12 protein-coding genes are annotated in these 18,480 nt (G+C 71.0%); 5 read left to right on the top strand and 7 right to left on the bottom strand.

Annotated elements, in window-relative coordinates:
• The first annotated feature begins 3 nt into the window (after positions 1–3).
• On the top strand, positions 4–957 hold the full coding sequence (locus tag ACFYPM_RS13235; protein WP_387195193.1) for an inositol-3-phosphate synthase: 954 nt from the start codon (positions 4–6) through the stop codon (positions 955–957).
• Here ACFYPM_RS13235 and ACFYPM_RS13230 read toward each other — a convergent pair.
• Positions 929–1,423, bottom strand: a complete 495-nt coding sequence (locus ACFYPM_RS13230; RefSeq protein WP_387195190.1) for a hypothetical protein — start codon at positions 1,421–1,423, stop codon at positions 929–931. The two genes, ACFYPM_RS13235 and ACFYPM_RS13230, sit on opposite strands and share 29 nt — an antisense overlap.
• Before the next feature lie 14 nt (positions 1,424–1,437).
• Positions 1,438–2,655 (bottom strand): glycogen synthase, encoded by a 1,218-nt coding sequence (gene glgA, locus ACFYPM_RS13225; protein ID WP_387195187.1) that lies wholly within the window; start codon positions 2,653–2,655, stop codon positions 1,438–1,440.
• 72 nt (positions 2,656–2,727) lie between these two features.
• Between glgA and glgC the strand changes: the two genes are divergently transcribed.
• A complete protein-coding gene (gene glgC, locus ACFYPM_RS13220) occupies positions 2,728–3,960 on the top strand; it encodes a glucose-1-phosphate adenylyltransferase (RefSeq protein WP_387195184.1) in 1,233 nt (410 codons plus the stop codon).
• A gap of 31 nt (positions 3,961–3,991) precedes the next feature.
• The gene (gene pgm / locus ACFYPM_RS13215) at positions 3,992–5,632 is read left to right on the top strand and encodes a phosphoglucomutase (alpha-D-glucose-1,6-bisphosphate-dependent) (protein ID WP_387195181.1); all 1,641 of its coding nucleotides are present in this window, start codon (positions 3,992–3,994) and stop codon (positions 5,630–5,632) included.
• 142 nt (positions 5,633–5,774) lie between these two features.
• Here the strand turns inward: pgm and ACFYPM_RS13210 are convergent, their stop codons facing one another.
• From ACFYPM_RS13210 to wecB, 3 genes are all read right to left on the bottom strand, one after another.
• Complete coding sequence (locus ACFYPM_RS13210) at positions 5,775–6,686, bottom strand: NAD(+)/NADH kinase (protein ID WP_387195457.1); 912 nt, start codon at positions 6,684–6,686, stop codon at positions 5,775–5,777.
• Positions 6,687–6,787: 101 nt separating this feature from the next.
• A complete protein-coding gene (locus tag ACFYPM_RS13205) occupies positions 6,788–9,895 on the bottom strand; it encodes a M14 family zinc carboxypeptidase (protein WP_387195178.1) in 3,108 nt (1,035 codons plus the stop codon).
• A gap of 131 nt (positions 9,896–10,026) precedes the next feature.
• Positions 10,027–11,109 (bottom strand): non-hydrolyzing UDP-N-acetylglucosamine 2-epimerase, encoded by a 1,083-nt coding sequence (gene wecB / locus ACFYPM_RS13200; protein ID WP_387195176.1) that lies wholly within the window; start codon positions 11,107–11,109, stop codon positions 10,027–10,029.
• A 199-nt stretch (positions 11,110–11,308) separates the two neighbouring features.
• Here wecB and ACFYPM_RS13195 point away from each other — a divergent pair, with 199 nt between their 5' ends.
• A complete protein-coding gene (locus ACFYPM_RS13195) occupies positions 11,309–13,453 on the top strand; it encodes a bi-domain-containing oxidoreductase (RefSeq protein WP_387195173.1) in 2,145 nt (714 codons plus the stop codon).
• Positions 13,454–13,504: 51 nt separating this feature from the next.
• Here ACFYPM_RS13195 and ACFYPM_RS13190 read toward each other — a convergent pair whose 3' ends face one another.
• Both ACFYPM_RS13190 and ACFYPM_RS13185 read right to left on the bottom strand, forming a co-directional pair.
• On the bottom strand, positions 13,505–14,686 hold the full coding sequence (locus ACFYPM_RS13190) for a glycosyltransferase family 4 protein (RefSeq protein WP_387195171.1): 1,182 nt from the start codon (positions 14,684–14,686) through the stop codon (positions 13,505–13,507).
• Positions 14,683–16,686, bottom strand: a complete 2,004-nt coding sequence (locus ACFYPM_RS13185; RefSeq protein ID WP_387195168.1) for a heparinase II/III family protein — start codon at positions 16,684–16,686, stop codon at positions 14,683–14,685. Before ACFYPM_RS13185 ends, ACFYPM_RS13190 begins: the two co-directional genes overlap by 4 nt.
• Positions 16,687–16,939: 253 nt before the next feature.
• Here ACFYPM_RS13185 and ACFYPM_RS13180 point away from each other — a divergent pair, with 253 nt between their 5' ends.
• A complete protein-coding gene (locus ACFYPM_RS13180; RefSeq protein ID WP_387195165.1) occupies positions 16,940–18,286 on the top strand; it encodes an O-antigen ligase family protein in 1,347 nt (448 codons plus the stop codon).
• The last annotated feature ends 194 nt before the right edge of the window (positions 18,287–18,480 follow it).

Here is an 18,480-nt window from a genome sequence, read left to right as displayed (position 1 = left end):
GCCATGACCGGACGGGTGAAGGTGGCGGTTGTCGGAGTCGGCAACAACACGTCGGCGTTGGTGCAGGGGCTGGCTCTGCACCGCCAGAGCGGCAGCCTGGTCGGGATCCGCCGGCCGGTGATCGACGGGCTCGGGGTGGACGACGTCGACGTCGTGGCGGCCTTCGCCACCTCCCCGGAGAAGATCGGTCGGGACCTGGCCGAGGCGATCTTCCTGGCGCCCAACAACTTTCCCCGGCTGCCGTGCGACCTGCCGAGGGCGGACGTGCCCGTCACGAAGGGTCTCATCGACGCGAGCGAGGTGTCGCGGGTGGCCGCGGCGCTGGCGGGCGCGGAGGTGCTGCTCTACTCGGCGCCCAGCGGCCGGCCGGAGACCGCCCAGGCGTACGCCGAGGCGGCCCACAGCGCGGGCGTCGCCTTCATCAACACCACCGCCGACCCGGTCGCCCGCGATCCGCAGCTGCTGGGCAGGTTCGAGGCGGCCGGTCTGCCGCTGCTCGGCGACGACCTGGCCAGCCAGTTCGGCACGTCGGTGCTGCACAACGCGTTGCTGCGGCTGCTGAAGGAGCGCGGCCTCACCATGGTCAGCTCGTACCAGGTCAACCTGGGCGGCACCGCGGACTTCCGCAACCTGGTCGAGAACCCCGACACCAAGATGCGGTCCAAGCTCAACGCCCTGCCGGAAGGCCGGGCCGCCGACAGTGTCGAGGTCGCTCCGCTCGGCTACCTGCCGCACCTGCGCTCGCAGAAGGTGGCGCACCTCAACCTTGAGGCACAGGGTTGGGGCGAGACCTCAGTGAGCCTCGACGTGAAACTGAAGGTGCACGACCCGAGTGGCGCCGCGGGCGTCAACATCGACCTGGTCCGCATCGCAGCCAACGCCCTGCGCAACGGGCGTGGTGGTCACTGCCCCGAGGCGACGTCGTTGCTCAAGTCGCCGCCGGGAACGGCGGTGTGAGACCGGCGGTGAGCAGCCGCCTGATCCGCTCGTACTCGGCGGCCATCTCGGGAGCGGTGAGGAAGTCGTCGAGGTCGGCCGGGACCTCCATGTCGATCTCCTCGACGGACCGGAGGGCCAGCTCGTAGAGCTCCTCACGCCGGCCCTCCTCCAGGTAGGTCGTCCAGTGTTCGAGCGCGGTGATGACGATCAGGAGCGCGTTGTCGAGGTCACCGTCAGCGCGGATGCCGGCGTCGATCCGTTCCAGCTGCGCGCGTAGCTCGGCCGCGCTGGCCGTCCGGACGTTCTCGCGGGCGCTGGCCAGTGCCTCCCACGCGTCCTCGTCCAGCTCGTGGTCCCAGACGGTGTCGAGCAGGTCCCCCTGCACCAACCGGGTGACCGTCTCCAGGCCGAAGGCGCGCAGCTCGTCCTCACCGGCCGCCATCACCAGCTGGAGGATCGCTGCTTCGAGTTCGTCGTACCGCATGCCGTCCGTCTCCCTCAGCCCGCGTCGCGGCCCGCGCCGACGGAGCGGTACACGTCGAGGGTCTGACCCGCGATGGCGTCCCAGGAGAAGTGGTCCACCGCGCGCTGTCGACCGGCCAGGCCGAACCGCCCGGTACGCGCCGGATCGGCGAGCAGCGCGTTGATCGCCGCCGCCAGGTCGGCGACGAATTTGCCCGGTTCCAACGGGGTCCCCGACCCGTCGCTGACCTGCTCGATCGGCACCAGCAGGCCCGTCTCGCCGTCGGCCACCACCTCGGGGATGCCGCCGGTCGCGGTCGCCACCACGGCCGTCTCGCAGGCCATCGCCTCCAGGTTGACGATGCCCATCGGCTCATAGATCGACGGGCAGACGAAGACGGTGGCGTGGGTGAGCACCTGGATCACCTCGGGCTTGGGCAGCATCTCGGCGACCCAGACCACGCCGGAGCGGTTGGCCCGCAACTCGGCGACCAGGCCCGCCACCTCGGCGGCGATATCGGCGGTGTCCGGTGCGCCGGCGAGCAGCACGAGCTGGGTGTCCGCCGGCAGCTCCCGCGCGGCCCGCAACAGGTAGGGCAGCCCCTTCTGTCGAGTGATCCTTCCCACGTAGACGACACTGGGTCGGGACGGGTCGACGCCGAGCCGGTCGAGCACGTCGGTCGCCCGATCGGGCGCGTACTGAATGGTGTCGATGCCGTTGTAGACCACCCGGACCCGGTCCGGGTCGATCTGCGGGTAGGCGGTGAGCACGTCGTTGCGCATCCCACCACTGACGGCGATAACGGCGTCGGCGGCCTCCATCGCGGTGCGCTCGATCCAGGAGGAGAGCGCGTAACCACCGCCGAGCTGCTCGGCCTTCCACGGCCGCAGCGGCTCCAGGCTGTGCGCGGTCACCACGTGCGGCACCCCGTGCAGCAGTTTCGCGGTGTGGCCGGCCAGGTTCGCGTACCAGGTGTGGCTGTGCACCACGTCGGCGCCGGCCGCGCCGGCGGCCATCTCCAGGTCCACGCCCATCGTGCGCAGCGCGGCGTTCGCGCCGGTCAGGCCGGGCGGTTCGGGGTACGCGGTGACGCCCGGCTCGGCGCGCGGCAGTCCGAAGCAGTGCACCCGGACGTCGGCACGGCGACGCAGCTCCCGGGCCAGGTACTCGACGTGCACCCCGGCGCCGCCGTAGACCTCCGGCGGGTACTCGCGGGTGAGCAGATCGACGCGCAGCGGGGTGGGTTCCGTCATGACCCCGCACCCTAATGCAGAAGACTCCCCGTACGAGTGGTGAAGTCCGACGCGGGTGGATAGCGTCGTGGCATGGCTGCCAAGGTGCTCGCGATCGTCCTGGCGGGTGGTGAGGGCAAGCGCCTGATGCCACTCACCACGGACCGGGCCAAGCCGGCCGTCCCGTTCGGCGGGATGTACCGCATGGTCGACTTCGTCCTTTCCAACCTGGCGAACGCCGGCTATCTCAAGATTGTCGTGCTGACCCAGTACAAGTCCCATTCCCTCGACCGTCACATCACCAAGACCTGGCGGATGTCCACGCTGCTCGGCAACTACGTCACCCCGGTGCCCGCGCAGCAGCGTCGTGGTCCGTGGTGGTTCGCCGGCTCGGCCGACGCCATCTACCAGAGCTTCAACCTCATCAACGACGAGCAGCCCGACTACGTGATCGTCTTCGGCGCCGACCACATCTACCGGATGGACCCGCGGCAGATGGTGGAGGACCACATCGCCTCCGGCGCCGCGGTCACCGTCGCCGGCATCCGCCAGCCGCTGTCGATGGCCGACCAGTTCGGCGTCATCGAGGTCGGCGAGGACGGCAAGCGGATCCGGGCGTTCCGCGAGAAGCCCACCGACGCGGTCGGTCTGCCGGACGCACCGGACGAGATCTACGCCTCGATGGGCAACTACGTCTTCACCACCCGTGCGCTCTGCGAGGCGGTCGAGCGCGACGCGGCGGACAAGTCCAGCAAGCACGACATGGGCGGCAGCATCATCCCGATGCTCGTCGAGCGGGGCGAGGCGAACGTCTACGACTTCCGCGACAACGAGGTGCCGGGCAGCGCCGACCGGGACCGCGGCTACTGGCGGGACGTGGGGACGCTCGACTCGTTCTACGACGCGCACATGGATCTGATCAACGTGCACCCCGTCTTCAACCTCTACAACTTCGACTGGCCGATCTACACCGAGCAGCCGCCGTGGCCGCCGGCGAAGTTCGTCCACCAGTGGGGTGAGCGCGTCGGCCGGGCGGTCGGCTCGATGGTCTCGCCCGGTGTGGTGATCTCCGGCTCGCTGGTGGAGAACTCGATCGTCTCGCCGAAGGTGCGGGTGCACTCCTGGGCGCACGTCGAGGGCTCGGTGCTGATGGAGGGTGTGGAGATCGGCCGGCACGCGGTCATCCGGCGGGCCATCCTGGACAAGAACGTGTTCGTCCCGGAGGGCGTCGAGATCGGCGTCGACCTGGAGAAGGACCGGCAGCGCTACACCGTCTCCGACAATGGCATCGTGGTGATCGGCAAGGGCCAGAAGGTCGAGCCGTGAGCGACAGGCACTCCCCGAGGAGGATTGCGCAGTGACCCACCCCCGTGCCGGCCAGCCCGCCGAGCCCGCCGACCTGGTCGACGTGCCGCGCCTGGTGACCGCCTACTACGCCGAGCATCCGGACCCCACGGACCCGGCCCAGCAGGTCTCCTTCGGCACCTCCGGCCACCGCGGCTCCAGCCTGCGCAACGCGTTCAACTCCGACCACATCCTGGCCGTCACCCAGGCGCTCTGCGACTACCGGCGGGAGCAGGGGCTGGACGGGCCGCTCTTCCTCGCCCGGGACACCCACGCGCTGTCCGCGCCGGCCGCCGTGGACGCCCTGGAGGTGCTCGCCGCCAACGACGTCACCGTGCTCGTCGACAGCCGCGACGGTTACACCCCCACCCCGGCACTGTCGCACGCGATCCTCACCCACAACCGCGGACGCACCAGCGGGCTCGCCGACGGGATCGTCATCACCCCGTCGCACAACCCGCCGGACGACGGCGGTTTCAAGTACAACCCCACGAACGGCGGGCCGGCCGACACGGACGTGACCCGGTGGATCCAGGACCGCGCCAACGCGATCCTGGCCGCCGGGCTCAAGGAGGTCCGCCGGATCACCCACGCGCGGGCGCGGGCCGCCGACACCACCGGGGAGTACGACTTCCTCGCCCACTACGTCGACGACCTGCCCTCGGCGATCGACATCGACGCCATCCGCGACGCCGGGATCCGGATCGGCGCGGACCCGCTGGGCGGGGCGAGCGTGGCGTACTGGGGTGAGATCGCCGAGCGGCACCGGCTGGACCTGACCGTGGTCAACCCGACGGTCGACCCGACCTGGCGGTTCATGACCCTGGACGGCGACGGCAAGATCCGGATGGACTGCTCCTCGCCCAACGCCATGGCGTCGCTGATCGCCGCCCGCGCCGACTACCAGATCTCCACCGGCAACGACGCCGACGCCGACCGGCACGGCATCGTCACCCCCGACGCGGGCCTGATGAACCCCAACCACTACCTGGCGGTGGCGATCGATCACCTGTTCCGGACCCGTACCGCATGGGGTCCGAACGCCGCGGTGGGCAAGACGCTCGTCTCCTCGTCGATGATCGACCGGGTCGCCGCGGACCTGGGGCGGCCGCTGCTGGAGGTGCCGGTCGGCTTCAAGTGGTTCGTGCCCGGGCTGCTCGACGGGGCGGTCGGCTTCGGCGGTGAGGAGAGCGCCGGGGCGTCGTTCCTGCGTCGCGACGGCTCCACCTGGACCACCGACAAGGACGGCCTCCTGCTCTGCCTGCTCGCCGCCGAGATCCTGGCCACCACCGGGCGCAGCCCGAGCGAGCACTGGGCGGAGTTGGCCGAGCGGTTCGGCGCGCCCTCGTACGCCCGGATCGACGCCCCGGCCACCCGGGAGCAGAAGGCCGTGCTCGGAAAGCTCTCCCCGGACCAGGTCACCGCGACCGAGCTCGCCGGTGAGCCGATCACCGCGACGTTGACGACCGCCCCCGGCAACAACGCCCCGATCGGCGGCCTCAAGGTCAGCACGAAGTCCGGCTGGTTCGCCGCGCGCCCGTCCGGCACCGAGGACGTCTACAAGATCTACGCCGAGTCCTTCCAGGGCCCCGACCACCTCAAGCAGATCCAAGAAGAAGCCAAAAACCTGGTAGACCAGGCCCTAACCCCCTAACCCCACCCCCACCCCTCCGGGCCGGCCCTGCCCAAGTTGATCAAGAGATTTGCGTCATGACACGCCGCGCGAGTGACGCAAACCTCTTGATCAACGGGGCCGAGGGTGGGGTGGGACAGGTGGTGGGGGGTGGGGGTTCGGGTTAGCAGGGTGGGGGGATTTCTTGTTGGGCTCGTCGTCGTAGTTCTTCGGGGAGCAGTTCGCGGAGCTGCTCCGGCAGGAACGGCAGGTCGAGCAGGGTCATCTTCAGCTGGTTGCGTTCCTGGTAGCGCAGCGGGTCGAACCGGACCACCAGGCCGGCGTTGCGGCGGTACGTGATGTCCACGGTCCCCTCCGTCGCGGCGTCGCGGAACACCAGCCCGTCCATCTCCACCACGACCGGCGACGAGTCGGGCCGGAGCTCCAACCGGATCTTCTCGTCCGGCGAGAGCACCACCGACCGGGAGATGCCGGCCATCGGCGCCGACGGCGTGATCACCACTGAGTCCGCGGCGGGGGAGATCAGTGGGCCACCGGCCGCGTAGCTGTACGCCGTCGAGCCGATCGGGGTGCTCACCACCACGGCGTCGCTGCGGTAGTAGCCGTACTGTTGGCCGTCGATGCCGAGGATGACGCTGACGAAGCCGGAGCCGGGCTGGCGGACCAACGCGATGTCGTTGAACGCCACGACGTCGTCACCGCAGACGTCGCAGGCGAGGCAGGCGTGCGACTCGACGGTGAAGTCCTTCGACAGCAGCCGGCTCAGCGCGTCGGGCAGCTCCGGCGGCTCGATCTCCACGAGAAACCCCAGATGACCCAGGTGTACGCCGAGCACCGGCTTCGGGTCGCGGACGGCGGAACGCAGCGCACCGAGCATGGTGCCGTCGCCGCCGATGCTGATCAACGCGTTGGAGCGGGTGGCGACCTCCTCGGCCGGCACCGGTTCGACGCAGGACGGTACGCGGTGCTGGTCCTCCTCGCGCACCATCAGCGTCTTGTGGTGGCGCGTCGCCCACCGTTCGATGATCCCGACCACCTCGGTGACATCCCGGGTGGGGTGCAGCACAAGTCCCAGCCCCGACACCCGTACAGCTCACCACATTCGCGGTGGCCGCACCCGGCGTACCGCGAAGGTGCGCCGACGGTCCGGCGGACCGTCGGCGCACCTCGCCACCGTCAGGGTCGGGGTTGACCGGTGAGGTGCCTCAGCGAGCGGGCGACCAGGTCATCGCGGGCCGCCGGGGGCAGCCCCTCCAGACCGAAGCCCAGATAGACCGTGTCGCCGGTGACCACCACCGAGCCCTCCTCGAACGCCTGCTGGCTGCGTGACCAGTCGTTGGCGTTGCCAGCGGAGCCGGGCGGTGGCCCGGCCACCGTCCAGCCGTCCAGGTCGACCGACTCGAACGAGGTCTCCGCCACGGTCGACCCGTCGACCAGGACCCGGGCGTCGTCCACGAAGACGCCGAGACCCTGGGTGGACCAGTCCGAGGCGTACGAGATCGACACCTCGACCTGCTTGCCGGCGTAAGCGGACAGGTCGACCACGAACTCCTTCCAGCCACTCGACGTGCCGGTCGCCGCGTTCCAGCCACCGGTGCTTCCGGTGGGGGAGCAGTCCGCGCCCTGGTAGTGCCCGAGGAACGGGTGCAACTGCTCCACCCAACCCGAGTTGCAGCTCTCCCCGGTGACCGTGCTGGTCTTGCCGTTGGCGTCCGGCAGGGTCGTCCAGTCGTCGGTGCCCACCTCGTGCGCCTCGACGAAGAGGAAGTCCCAGTTCTGCTCGATCTCGTACGAGGTGAAGAAGCGCAGTTCACCACTGCTCGCCCCGGTGAGGTCCACCGTGCGGGTGAGCCGCTTGTATGACTCGTCGGTCTGGCCGCTGTGCAGGTACCACTCTCCCGTACGCGGGTCGAACGGCGCGCCGCCCGGCCGGGTCCAGCCCACCGGCGCGGAGCTGGCGAACTGGGGGAACTGGTCCTGCGGCAGGAAGCTCGACGTGGTCAGGAACGACGCGGTGTGCGCCTGGTTCTCCGCCGAGCCGGGCGCGTTGAGTTGCCCGCTGAAGCCGGTGAACCCCGCATCGGTCCCAGCAACCGGGTACGGATCCCCCTCCGGGGAGGTTCCGCCGTCGCTGACATAGCTGAACGCTCCCAGCCAGTACTGCTGGAAGTCGTTGAACAGCGGCAGGCAGCTCAGATCCGAGGCGTCGGTGCACTCCGGCGGCGCGGCCGGGTTGTAGACGTACGACCCGTTGGCGCCCTGTGCGAACAGCGCGTACTGGCCGCTGACCAGCAGCTTTCCGCCCTCGTTGAGGTAGTCCCGGACGGCCAGCTCGGTGTCCAGCGCCGCCTTGGCCGTGGTGCCGGCCACCTGGCCGGGGGAACGCAGGATCACGTCGTCACCGGTCTCCCAGACCACCGCCTTGTAGTGCGACAGCACGCCCAGCGGGTGGGGCGCCTCGCGGCCCATCGTGTCGAAGTCGTACACGTCGCTGCTGCGCCCGGCGGCGCTCAGCGACGCCGCGACCTCGTCGGCGTACTTCGCGGTGGTGCCGGTCTGCGCCGGGCTGAGGCCGGTGACGTCCTCGATCGCGAGGACCAGCACGTCGCCGCCGATGTCGCTGTGCACCTGGTAGGTGAAGTGTTGGCTGGCCACCACCCCGGCACGGGGCTTGTTGCCGGTGAACCAGACCTCCACCCGGTCACCCGGCTTCGCGCCGGTGACCGTGCCGCGCAGCTCGGCGTAGTAGTCGTCGTGCGTGTCGCCGTACCGCTCGCCGCCGCGCCACTCGCGGACCGCGACGGTCTTCGGTCGCCCGCCGTTGACCGTGTAGTGCATCCGGACGTTCTTCAGCGCCCGGCGGGTGACTGAGGCAACCTGCTGGGTGCGCCCGTACGAGGTGTCGAACGCGTCCACCACGAAATCCGGGGTGCTCCGGCCGACCACCGAGACCGGCTCGTCCGGGTCCGCCGCCGACTTCGCCACGGCCAGCGCGAACGGCAGGTTCTTCTGCACCTCACCGGCGATGAGCGCCTCGTCGTCGGGGAAGATGAAGCCGCTGACGCAGTCCTCCGGGCGCCACTGGTCGTCCGGGTTCACCGCCGAGGCGGCCTCGCAGGTGGACATCTCCGGCGTGAAGCCCAAGGTGCCGTACTTGACGGTGGCGTGGCTGTCGGTGTCACCGTTGGTGGTGTACAGCTCGGCGGAGATGTCCGGGTCGTAGCCGGGCACCGCCGGGTGCGCGTCGTCACCGGCCATCGCCTCGTAGATCACGTCGTCCGGGCTGGGGGTGCTCACCTGCCAGCCGACGCCGTAGAGCAGCAACTCGGCCGCCGAGTGGTAGTTGACGAAGAACTCGAACCCGACCCGCTTGAAGAGCCGGTCCAGGGCTTTGGTCTCCGGCTCCGAGTTGGGGCTCGGGCCCCGGTAGGTCTCGCTGTTCGGCTCCGGTGACGAGCCCTCGTTGTCGTACCCCCACTTGTAGCTGAAGTTGCGGTTGAGGTCGACGCCGTCGCCCGAGCTGATCTGCCCGTCGCCGTTGTTGTCCCGCAGGTTCTTGCGCCACAGCCGGTTGCCGGGGGTGAAGGTGAAGTCGTAGCCGTCCGGGTTGGCGACCGGCAGGAACCACAGCTCGGTCGTATCCAGGAGTCGGGTGATCTCCCGGTCGCTGCCGTAGCTGGTAAGCACGTGGTGCATCAGCCGGCGGTTCATCTCCGGCGTGATCCACTCGCGGGCGTGCTGCGCACCGGCGTAGAGCACCGCCGGCCGCTTACCGTCCTCGACGGTCCGGGCGTTCTTGGTGACCTTGACGGCGAGGATCGGCTGGCCCTGCTGGCTGCGGCCGATCGTCTCCACCTTGGCCAGCTTGGGATACCGGGCTGCGGTGGCGTTCAGCTCGTCCCGGAGGCCGCCCGGCTCTCCGTAGGGGCGGAACGCCGTCCACCCGGCCGCGGCCTGCTCGCGCAGCGCCTGCGAGGCGTCCTTGCCGCGAACCTTCTTCACCGACAGGGGGACGCCCTTGTCGGTGAGCCGTTTGGCCTGCCGGCGGCTGAGCACCGTCTCGACGGTGGTCTGTCCGGCCGCGTCGGTCTTCGCGTCGTGGCCGAGGTCGACCCCCGCCGCGCGCAGTTGGTCCCGCTGTTTCGCGTCGACCGTGCCGACGTACACCTCCAAGCCGTCCCGGGTGTCCGGCTCGGCCGGCGGCCGCGCACTGGCGGGTGAGGTCAGTGCCAGTGCGCCGAGCAGGGTGAGCACGCCGGTGATCGCCAGTCGTCTCGGTCTCATCGCGCCTCCTTGTGTGAAGGACCTGTAGGCGCGAGCCTTCGGTGCGGGGTTATCGATGTCAATAGTTCGATGGTGGCGAGGTGGCTGCCCGTGTTGGTGTGGGTGCCGCCCGTGATCATGTGGTGGACTGGCTAGCGGAGTGTCGCCGAGATGATGTCCGCGATGCGGTCACCCGCCGCGCCGTCCCACATCGGTGGGGTGGGCCAGCCGGCGGGTCGAGGCGTGGCCACCGTGCTCGCCACGGTCTCGGCGAGCGTCGACCGGGTCACGAGGCGGTTGGTGCCGTGCGTGATCGTGATCGGGCGTTCGGTGTTGGGCCGCAGCGTCAGGCAGGGCACGCCGAGCATCGTCGTCTCCTCCTGCACGCCGCCGGAGTCGGTGACGACGACGGCCGCGCCGCGCACCAGGCTGACGAACTCGAGGTAACCCAGCGGGGCGACGACCCGCAGCGCGCGGTGCGAGAGCAGGCCCGCGCTTTCGAGGTGTCGCCGGCCGCGCGGGTGCAGCGGCAGGATGACGGGCAGTTGGTCGGCGACCGCGTGCATCGCCTTGACCAGGTCGACGACGTCCGTCGGATCGTCGACATTGCCCGGTCGGTGCAGCGTGGCCACCACGTACCGCTCGGGGAGTGAGAGCGCCGCCCGGATGCCGGCGACGTCGAAGCGGTCGAGATTGGCCAGCAGAGTGTCGATCATCGGGTTGCCGACCAGGTGGACCTTCTCTGCCGCGACGCCCTCGGTCGCGAGGTGCGACACGGCGTCGGGGCTGGTGGCGAACAGCAGGTCGGACACGTGGTCGACGACGATCCGGTTGATCTCCTCGGGCATGGACCGGTCGAAGCTGCGCAGCCCCGCCTCCACGTGCGCGACCGGAATGCCCAGCTTCGACGCGACGAGGGCGGCGGCGAGCGCGGAGTTGACGTCGCCGTAGACGACGGTGAGGGCCGGCCGGTCGGCGATCATCAGCTCTTCCAGGCCGGTCATGACGCTCGCGGTCTGGCGCGCGTGGCTGCCCGAACCGACCCCCAGGTTGAGGTCCGGCTCGGGCAGGCCCAGTTGCCGGAAGAAGACCTCGGACATCCGTTCGTCGTAGTGCTGTCCGGTGTGGACGAGGCGCTGCGCCACGCCGTGCCGCTCCAGCGCACGGATCACCGGTGCTGCCTTGGGGAAGTTGGGACGTGCGCCCGCGACGTGCAGAACGGTGTCGGCTGGCATGGCTCTCCTCGGAAATTCGGTACGAATCAACGGCGGCGCGCCAATAGTACAAGTTATCCAGTTTAAGGCATCTAATCGTCATAGAATGCTGAATGACGGATGCATTGCGGTGTGCGTCGCCCGGACCGGTGACCTGCTGCAAGCGATGTTCCTAATCCCCGAAGGCAGGCAGACCCGCGTGAAGCAGATCGTCCAATCGGTGTCCGGCGGAGAATTGCGCGTCGTCGACGTTCCCCAGCCGGAGCCCGGTGCCACCGAGGTGCTCGTCGCCACGCGCAGGTCCCTGCTCTCGGCGGGAACCGAGCGCGCCGTGCGCGAGCTGGCGTCGGCGAGCCTGCTGCGCAAGGCGCGGGCCCGGCCGGATCTGGTCCGCCAGGTCGTCAACCGGGCCCGCACCGGGGGAGTCCGCTCCACGATCGCCGCGGTGCGCAGCCGGCTCGACGAGGACATGCCGCTCGGCTACAGCGCCGCGGGTGTCGTCGTCACGGCCGGCGCCGCCACGGACGGCATCCGACCCGGGATGCGGGTGGCCACCGCGTCGGTGGGGCACGCCGAGTACCAGGTGGTGCCGGGTCTGCTCGCGGTACCCGTACCGGAGTCGGTGTCCGACCAGGCGGCCGCCTTCGGCGCGGTGGCGGCGATCGCGATGCAGGGCCTGCGGCAGGCCGAGGTGGGTCTGGGTGGCTCGGTCGCGGTCGTCGGTCTCGGCCTGGTGGGGCAGCTGACGGTACGACTGGCGCTCGCCTCGGGGCTGCACGTCATCGGCATCGACCTGCGCGACTGGACCGCTCAGTTGGCCGGCGAGTGCGGTGCCGTCGGCCTGGTCGAGGCGGGTGCGGCGACCACCGAGCAGATCATGGAACTGACCCGTGGTCGAGGTGTCGACGCGGTCCTGATCACGGCGGCGACACCCTCCTCGGAGCCGGTGGCGCGCAGCACCGAGATCGCCCGCGACCGCGCCCGACTGGTCGTGGTCGGCGACGTCGGTCTGGACCTCGACCGTCGACGCTTCTACGAGCGTGAGCTGGAGCTCCGGTTCGCGCGCAGCTACGGTCCCGGCCGCCACGACCGGGCCTACGAGGAGTGGGGCATCGACTATCCGATCGGCCACGTGCGCTGGACGGCACGGCGCAACATCGAGGCGTACCTCGACCTGGTGGCCAGCGGTCGGGTCGCGGTCGACGACCTGGTGACGCACGTCTTCGAGGTGGAGCGCGCGACGGCGGCCTACGAGGTGCTGGCCTCCGACCCGCGCTCCCTCGCGGTGCAGCTCAGCTACTCGGCTCCCGCGCAGCCGTCCCGGCAGACGATCACCCTCCGGCCGCGCCGCACCTCGACGTCAGCACGGGGCGGCCTGATCGGGGCCGGCACCTACGCCAAGGCGACGTTCCTGCCCGCGCTCAGGGCGGCGGGCTGGGGAGACGACCTGGTCGCCATCACGTCGGCCCGGGGCCTGTCCGCGCGACACGCGGCCGAGCGCAACGGCATCGCCGTGGTCGCACCGACAGTCGAGGACCTGCTGGTTCGCGACGATGTCGACGTGGTGTTCATCCTCAGTCGCCACGACTCGCACGCCCGCCTGGTGGCGCAGGCGCTCGACGCCGGCAAACACGTCTTCGTGGAGAAGCCGCTCGCGCTGACCCAGGACGAACTCGACGAGGTCCGGGCCGCCTACGACCGCAACTCCGGCCACCTGTTCGTCGGGTTCAACCGTCGACACGCGCCGATGGTCGAGCACGCCAAGTCGGTCGTGGCGGCCGGGTCCGGGCCGATCACCGTCGCCTACCGGGTCAACGCCGGGCAACTGCCCGCCGCCCACTGGTATCACGACCGACGCCAGGGTGGCCGCATCCGGGGCGAGGTGTGCCACTTCATCGACCTCGCGTCGTGGCTGGTGGGCGAGCAGCCGCGGGTCGTGCACGCGTACGGCAGCGGGCGCGGCGAGCCGGGTCTGGAGGAGGACGTGAGTGTCCTACTCGGATACCCGGACGGGTCCACGGCGACGATCACGTACTCCACCCGGGGGCACCGGCGTACGCCCAAGGAGCGCCTGGAGGTCCTCGGTCGCGGGCACACAGTGGTGATCGACGACTTCCGGCGTCTGGAGATCGACGGCCGGGAGGTGAAGCGGGTGCCCGGCGGCAAGGGACACCAGGAGTTGCTCGTCCGCACCCGAGCGGTGATCGCCGGGAACGTGCCCGACGACCGGGACCTCGACGCCTCCTTCGGCACGACGAGGGCCGCGCTGTCCGCGATCGCCGCCCTGGCCGGCATCCAGGAGCACCCGTCGCGGCTGCCCAGCCAGGTCGACCTGGAGAGCGTGCGGGCCGGCTGGAACTCGTGACACCCCGCGCCCGGCGGCCGGGCGCGCCGGGTCAGCGCCGGGCGGGCCGGGTCAGCGCGGCGCGTCGCCGTCGACGAGCGGCGCGAGCAGCCGACCGAGGGCGTGGGCCATCGCGGTACGTGACTGGTTCGCCCGGATCCAACTCCGGCCGGCGGCGCCCATCTTGGCCAGCTCGTCCGGGCTCGCCTGGGTGATCTGAGCGAGACCGTGGGCGAGGTGGCCCGGCGGGGTCACGTATCCGGAGTCCGCGCCCAGCACGAGGTCGCCGACGGTCCCCGGGCTGTTGGTGACGATCGGCAGCCCGGCGGCCATGTAGTCGAACACCTTGTTGGGGCTGACTCCGGCCCGGAACAGCTCGACGTCGGCGAGGACGTGCACGCCGACGTCCGCGGCGTGCAGGAGGTCGGGGATCTCCGACTTCGGCACCGGGTCGAGGAAGCGGACGTTGGGGATGGCGCGGGCCAACGACCGCAGGCGTGCCTTCTCCACGCCCGCGCCCACCAGTACGACGTCGATCTCGGGCACCGCCTCGGCGGCGGCCAGCAGCAGGTCGAGTCCGTTGGCCGGGCCGTGTGCGCCGGCGTAGACGGCGGTCCGGCGGGTGAACCGGTACCGCTCCCGCAGTTCGGCGCGGGGCCGGCTGGGTGCGAAGTCCTCGGGGTCCGCCGCGTTGGGGATGAAGGCGATCTTCTCGGGCGCCACGCCCTTGCCCTCGATCGCCGCCCGGACACCGGGCGCCATGATCACCACGCGGTCGGCGCGCCGGTACAGGAACACCTCAAGGCGCTCCAACGTCCGGTACGCCACCGACGTCTCCGACAGCGTGCCCATCTCGACGAGCACACGCGGCCACAGGTCCCGGACCTCCAGGACGAACGGCGTGCGCCGCAGTGTCGCCACGACGCAGCCGGAGAGGCCGGCCAGGAGGTGCGGCGACGAGGCGTAGACCACGTCGGGTCGAGGTTGGCGCAGGCTGGCCACCGTGGCCGTCACCGCGTAGCTGGCCCAGTTGAGCACCCGGCCCAGACCGTTGCCCCGGTACGGCGTCACGGCGACCAGGTGAAATCCCGGCTCCGCGCGTTGCGGCCGACCGGTGATCATGTTGCGGCGGCTCGCGATGATCACGTGCGTCCAGCCGGGCAGCCGGCTGAACAGCTCGACGTGCCGGGTGCCGCCCGGATGGCCCGGCGGCACGGCGAAGTGGTTGAGGACGAGGATTCTGCGGGGTTTCATCGTGGTGCTCGCACGTGGTGGACATCCCCTGATCCGAGGTGGGTGACGGTGAGGGAGGCGCCCGCGTCGCTCCAGGCCACCTGGTAGCGGAAGCCGTCGAGCGCGTCCGGTTCGGGTGGCGGCCCGGGTACCGCGCCGAGCCCCCACAGCGCGGTGTCGCCCCGACTCTGGGCCGCGAGCCACGTCGCCGGCTCCCAGCGCCCGTACGTTCGGCTGTGCCAGCCCGCGAAGGGCGTCGACCGTCCGCGTACCGCCTGGTGCCCGTCGAGTCCGAAGAGGCCGAGTTTGGTCCCGCCGAGGATGAGCGTGTCGTCGTCCACGACGACGTCGGGGTGCAGCGGCACGGTGAGCGACCAGGACCGGGCGGTCGCCGGCGGGTCGGCGAACTCGACGATCGCCACGTACTGCTCGGCCACCACGACCGCCCGGCCGACGCGCACCGGGTGCTCGCCGCGCGCGTACGCGTCGTGCCAGCCGAAGAGGACTGTGTGATCCGCCAGGACGAGCGGTGTGCCGAGGTGGCCATGGCCGGTGGTGAGCCAGCGGAACGCCCGGTGTGGGACGAGCTGGTCCTGCCCGTCCGGCCGGCGTACCGGGTGGGCGGCGGAGGTACGCAGCCCGTTGCGGATCTCCAGCGGGCCGTTGTAGGTGCCCGTGCCCGGGTCGGCGATCAGCCACCTGCCTTCGTGTTTGATCCAGACCGAGGTCAGGTCGGCGTGGCCGTGCGAGGGGCCGCCGTCCACCTTGAACCACACGCGCCACGGCCCACGGTCGACGCGCGCGATGCCTCCGGAGGTCGTCGCGGTCGACCGCTGGCGCGTGGTCGCGCCGAACTCCTCCGCGCTGGCCTCCGGGCCGGGCGGTGGCGCGTACCACGCCAGTTCGTCGAAGTCGGCGTACCACCGCGCGGGCAGCCGTTCGCCGCACAGCGCGAGCCCGAGCGCGGCGGAGCCGGCCACGTCGAGCGGGTCGCCGGAGGACGCGAGCACCCGTCCCTCGTCCCAGTCGCCGTACTGCGGGACGTCTCCGTCGAACACGCCGAGCCGGGCGAGGTGCAGGCTGGCGGCGTGCAGATCCCGGCGGACGCTGGGCGGCGCGCCGCCGAGCAGCACCCGCACGATGAGCATCTCGAGGACGAACCGGTGGTACGACAGCGAGTCCTCGATCATCCGGCCGTCGGCGCCGAAGTGTCGGCGTTGCTGGGCGGCGAACATCTTCGCGCCGGTACGCGCCCACCAGCGGGCGCGTCGCGCCGTGGGGAACATCCGGGCGAGCAGCATCAGCCCGAGCGCGTCGCCGAGCAGGTGGTTGTTGCGCATGCTGCTCAACGTGTAGGGCAGCTCGACCATCAGGTGCCGGGCGCTGGACAGCAGCAGCCGTTCCATGGCGGTCCCGACGTCGCCGGGTAGTCGGTCGCCGACGAGCGCGAGGATCTGGTTCCAGGCGATGGCGCGCAGGGCGAGTTCGAGGCTGGAGTACCAGTTGACGCCCCGCTCCGGCGGGGACTGCGTACACCAGGCCCGCAGCAACTCGTCGAGGCCGCCCTGCCACGGGCCGGTCGGGTCGAGGCGGGCCGCGCGGGCCAGGACCACCAGGTCGCGGTGGCGTGCCGCCTCCCAGGTGTGCTTCACGTCGGACAGGCGAGCCTCGGAGCGGATGTCGATGCGCCACCACGGGTCGTCCGCCGGCCACTGCCGTCCGGTCAGCGGGTCGGTGCTCCACGGTGCCGACACACCCGTCGCCACGCGGGCACCGAAGACCCGGAGACCGTCGTTCAGCACCTGGCCGGCGTCGTCCAGGCAGCGCTGCCGCGCGCCGTCGCCGATCGGCCGCACGCCGGTCAGCGGCACCGACGCGGCCGGGTGGTGCCGGTGCGCCTCGCCGCGGAACAGGACCGCGTGGAATCCGGTGCGCTTGGATGCCTCGTACGCCGCGCGCAGCGGTGCCGACAGGCCCAGCGCGCGCATGTCCACGGCGATCGCGCGGAGATCGGGTTTCACCTTCGACGTCCCCTTGGGCAATGGCGATTCCGTCGTTTCGTCCCGACCGGGACCGTGGGTGTAGGAAGCTGCAAGCGCAGATCAAATCGGGCATTTAGGACGCTCTTCGGTGGTACCCGGGTCGTGCTGGCGCGCGCCGGTCGGGGCGGGTCGTCGGACTGTCGTCTGTCCAACGCCGCCGGTGCCGCATCAGTGACGACACCGCCGGTGACGGCGTCCGCGGATGCCGCCGCAGGGACGAGAAGGAGTGGTCGTGACAGCGCAAACCCGGGCGCCGCTCGGCCCCCGTACGCCGATGCCGCCTCCGGCCGGTGCCGGATCACGACCCGGAGGTCGGGCCGTGGCCGTGGCCGGACAGGGTGGCCGGCGGACGAGGATGACGACTCTCGCCGTCGCGCTGCTGTGTGTCGCGGCCTTCCAGGCGTCGTCGGCGAACGCCTGGCTGACCGTCCTGCAAGCCGCCGTCGCGGCGATCCTGCTCAGTTGCCGCCTACCGCGCCCCCGACTGCCCGACGCACTGGCGGTCGCGGTCGCGGCCTGGGCGCAGCTCACCGTCGTCTGGTCCAGCGACGTCGCGCAGACGCGGAGCGTGGCCCTCGCGTACACCTCGGCCGCTCTGCTGTTCGTCGCGGTCCGCCACGTCGCCACGACGCCGACGCACCTGCTCGCGGTCGGGGGTTCCTACATTGTCGGATGCGCCATCGCCGCGTGGCACCTGATCATCGAGGCGCGCGGAGCCGGGGGACAGGCCAGCGCGATGGACATGGCGGTGCGCTTCGGCATCGAGGGCACGAACATCAACTTCACGGCCTACTCCAGCGTCACCGCGTTCGTCCTGGCGCTGGGCCTGTTGAAGATCCGCGGTCAACGGCGGCTCTTCACCATCGGTCTGATCACCGCGTTGCCGGTGCTGGCGTCCGGGATCTTCCTGAACCGGACCAAGGGCGCCCTGGTCGCCCTGCTGCTCGTGGTGGTGTACGCGCTGCTCAGCGAACTCAACGCCCGGGTGACCTGGGTGGCCGCGGTCGCCGTGGTGCCGACGCTGCTGGTGGCGGTGCCGCTCGGCCTGGGGCAGAGCGCGTTGACGTGGGCCGACGACCTCATCGGCTCGGCGGCGACCGGCGACGTGCTGAGCCGTGTCGAGTTGTGGCGGTACGCGTCCTCCTACTGGTGGGAGGCCCTCTGGGTGGGCGGCGGCGCGGGCACCTTCGAGCTCTGGAATCCGTTGGGCATCCGTCCGCACAACGCCGTGCTCGCCGTCGCCGTGGACCTGGGTCTGCTGGGCTTGCTGGGCGTCGCGGCCCTGTTCGGGGTGGTGCTCGCCCGGCGGGCGGCGCAGTGCCCGGTCGGGCTCCGGGTCGCCGGACTGTTCCTGGTGGGGGGATTTCCGCTCTGGCTGACCGGAGTGTGGGAGTTCGAGCGGGGGTCGTGGCTGGTGCTCGCCCTGCTGTCGATGCTGCCGGTCCAGGTCGCCGGCCGTCGCCGGGCGGACGAGGCGCAACGGCGAGCGACAGGGCGGCCGGGGCCGGTGGGGGTCCGCGCCACCGCGCGCCCGGCCGGGGCGACCGTCCTGGACTGGCCGGGGGCCATCACTCGGTGACCACCCGATCGTTGGCTCGTTCAGTGACTTCTGACAGCCAGCGATTGGACCGCGACGTCGCGGAGCGACCGTCCGCGCCGCCGGAACCCGGCTGGCACGACGGCGGACCGCGGACGGTCGCCGGGTGCTCAACAGTGTGGAGGGTCGGCGAGTGCAGCCTCGGAATGTTGGCCGGGTCGACGCGCGACCGTCCG

The organism is Micromonospora sp. NPDC005203 (assembly GCF_042872705.1).
GTDB lineage: Bacteria > Actinomycetota > Actinomycetes > Mycobacteriales > Micromonosporaceae > Micromonospora.
Note: the sequence above shows the minus strand (reverse complement) of the source record. Positions and strands in the feature narration are given on the sequence as shown.

Coding starts and splice junctions, on each gene's coding strand:
- ACFYPM_RS13235 (WP_387195193.1), top strand. CDS start 4: ATGACCGGACGGGTGAAGGTGGCGGTTGTCGGAGTCGGCAACAACACG.
- ACFYPM_RS13230 (WP_387195190.1), bottom strand. CDS start 1,423: ATGCGGTACGACGAACTCGAAGCAGCGATCCTCCAGCTGGTGATGGCG.
- glgA (WP_387195187.1), bottom strand. CDS start 2,655: ATGACGGAACCCACCCCGCTGCGCGTCGATCTGCTCACCCGCGAGTAC.
- glgC (WP_387195184.1), top strand. CDS start 2,728: ATGGCTGCCAAGGTGCTCGCGATCGTCCTGGCGGGTGGTGAGGGCAAG.
- ACFYPM_RS13205 (WP_387195178.1), bottom strand. CDS start 9,895: ATGAGACCGAGACGACTGGCGATCACCGGCGTGCTCACCCTGCTCGGC.
- wecB (WP_387195176.1), bottom strand. CDS start 11,109: ATGCCAGCCGACACCGTTCTGCACGTCGCGGGCGCACGTCCCAACTTC.
- ACFYPM_RS13190 (WP_387195171.1), bottom strand. CDS start 14,686: ATGAAACCCCGCAGAATCCTCGTCCTCAACCACTTCGCCGTGCCGCCG.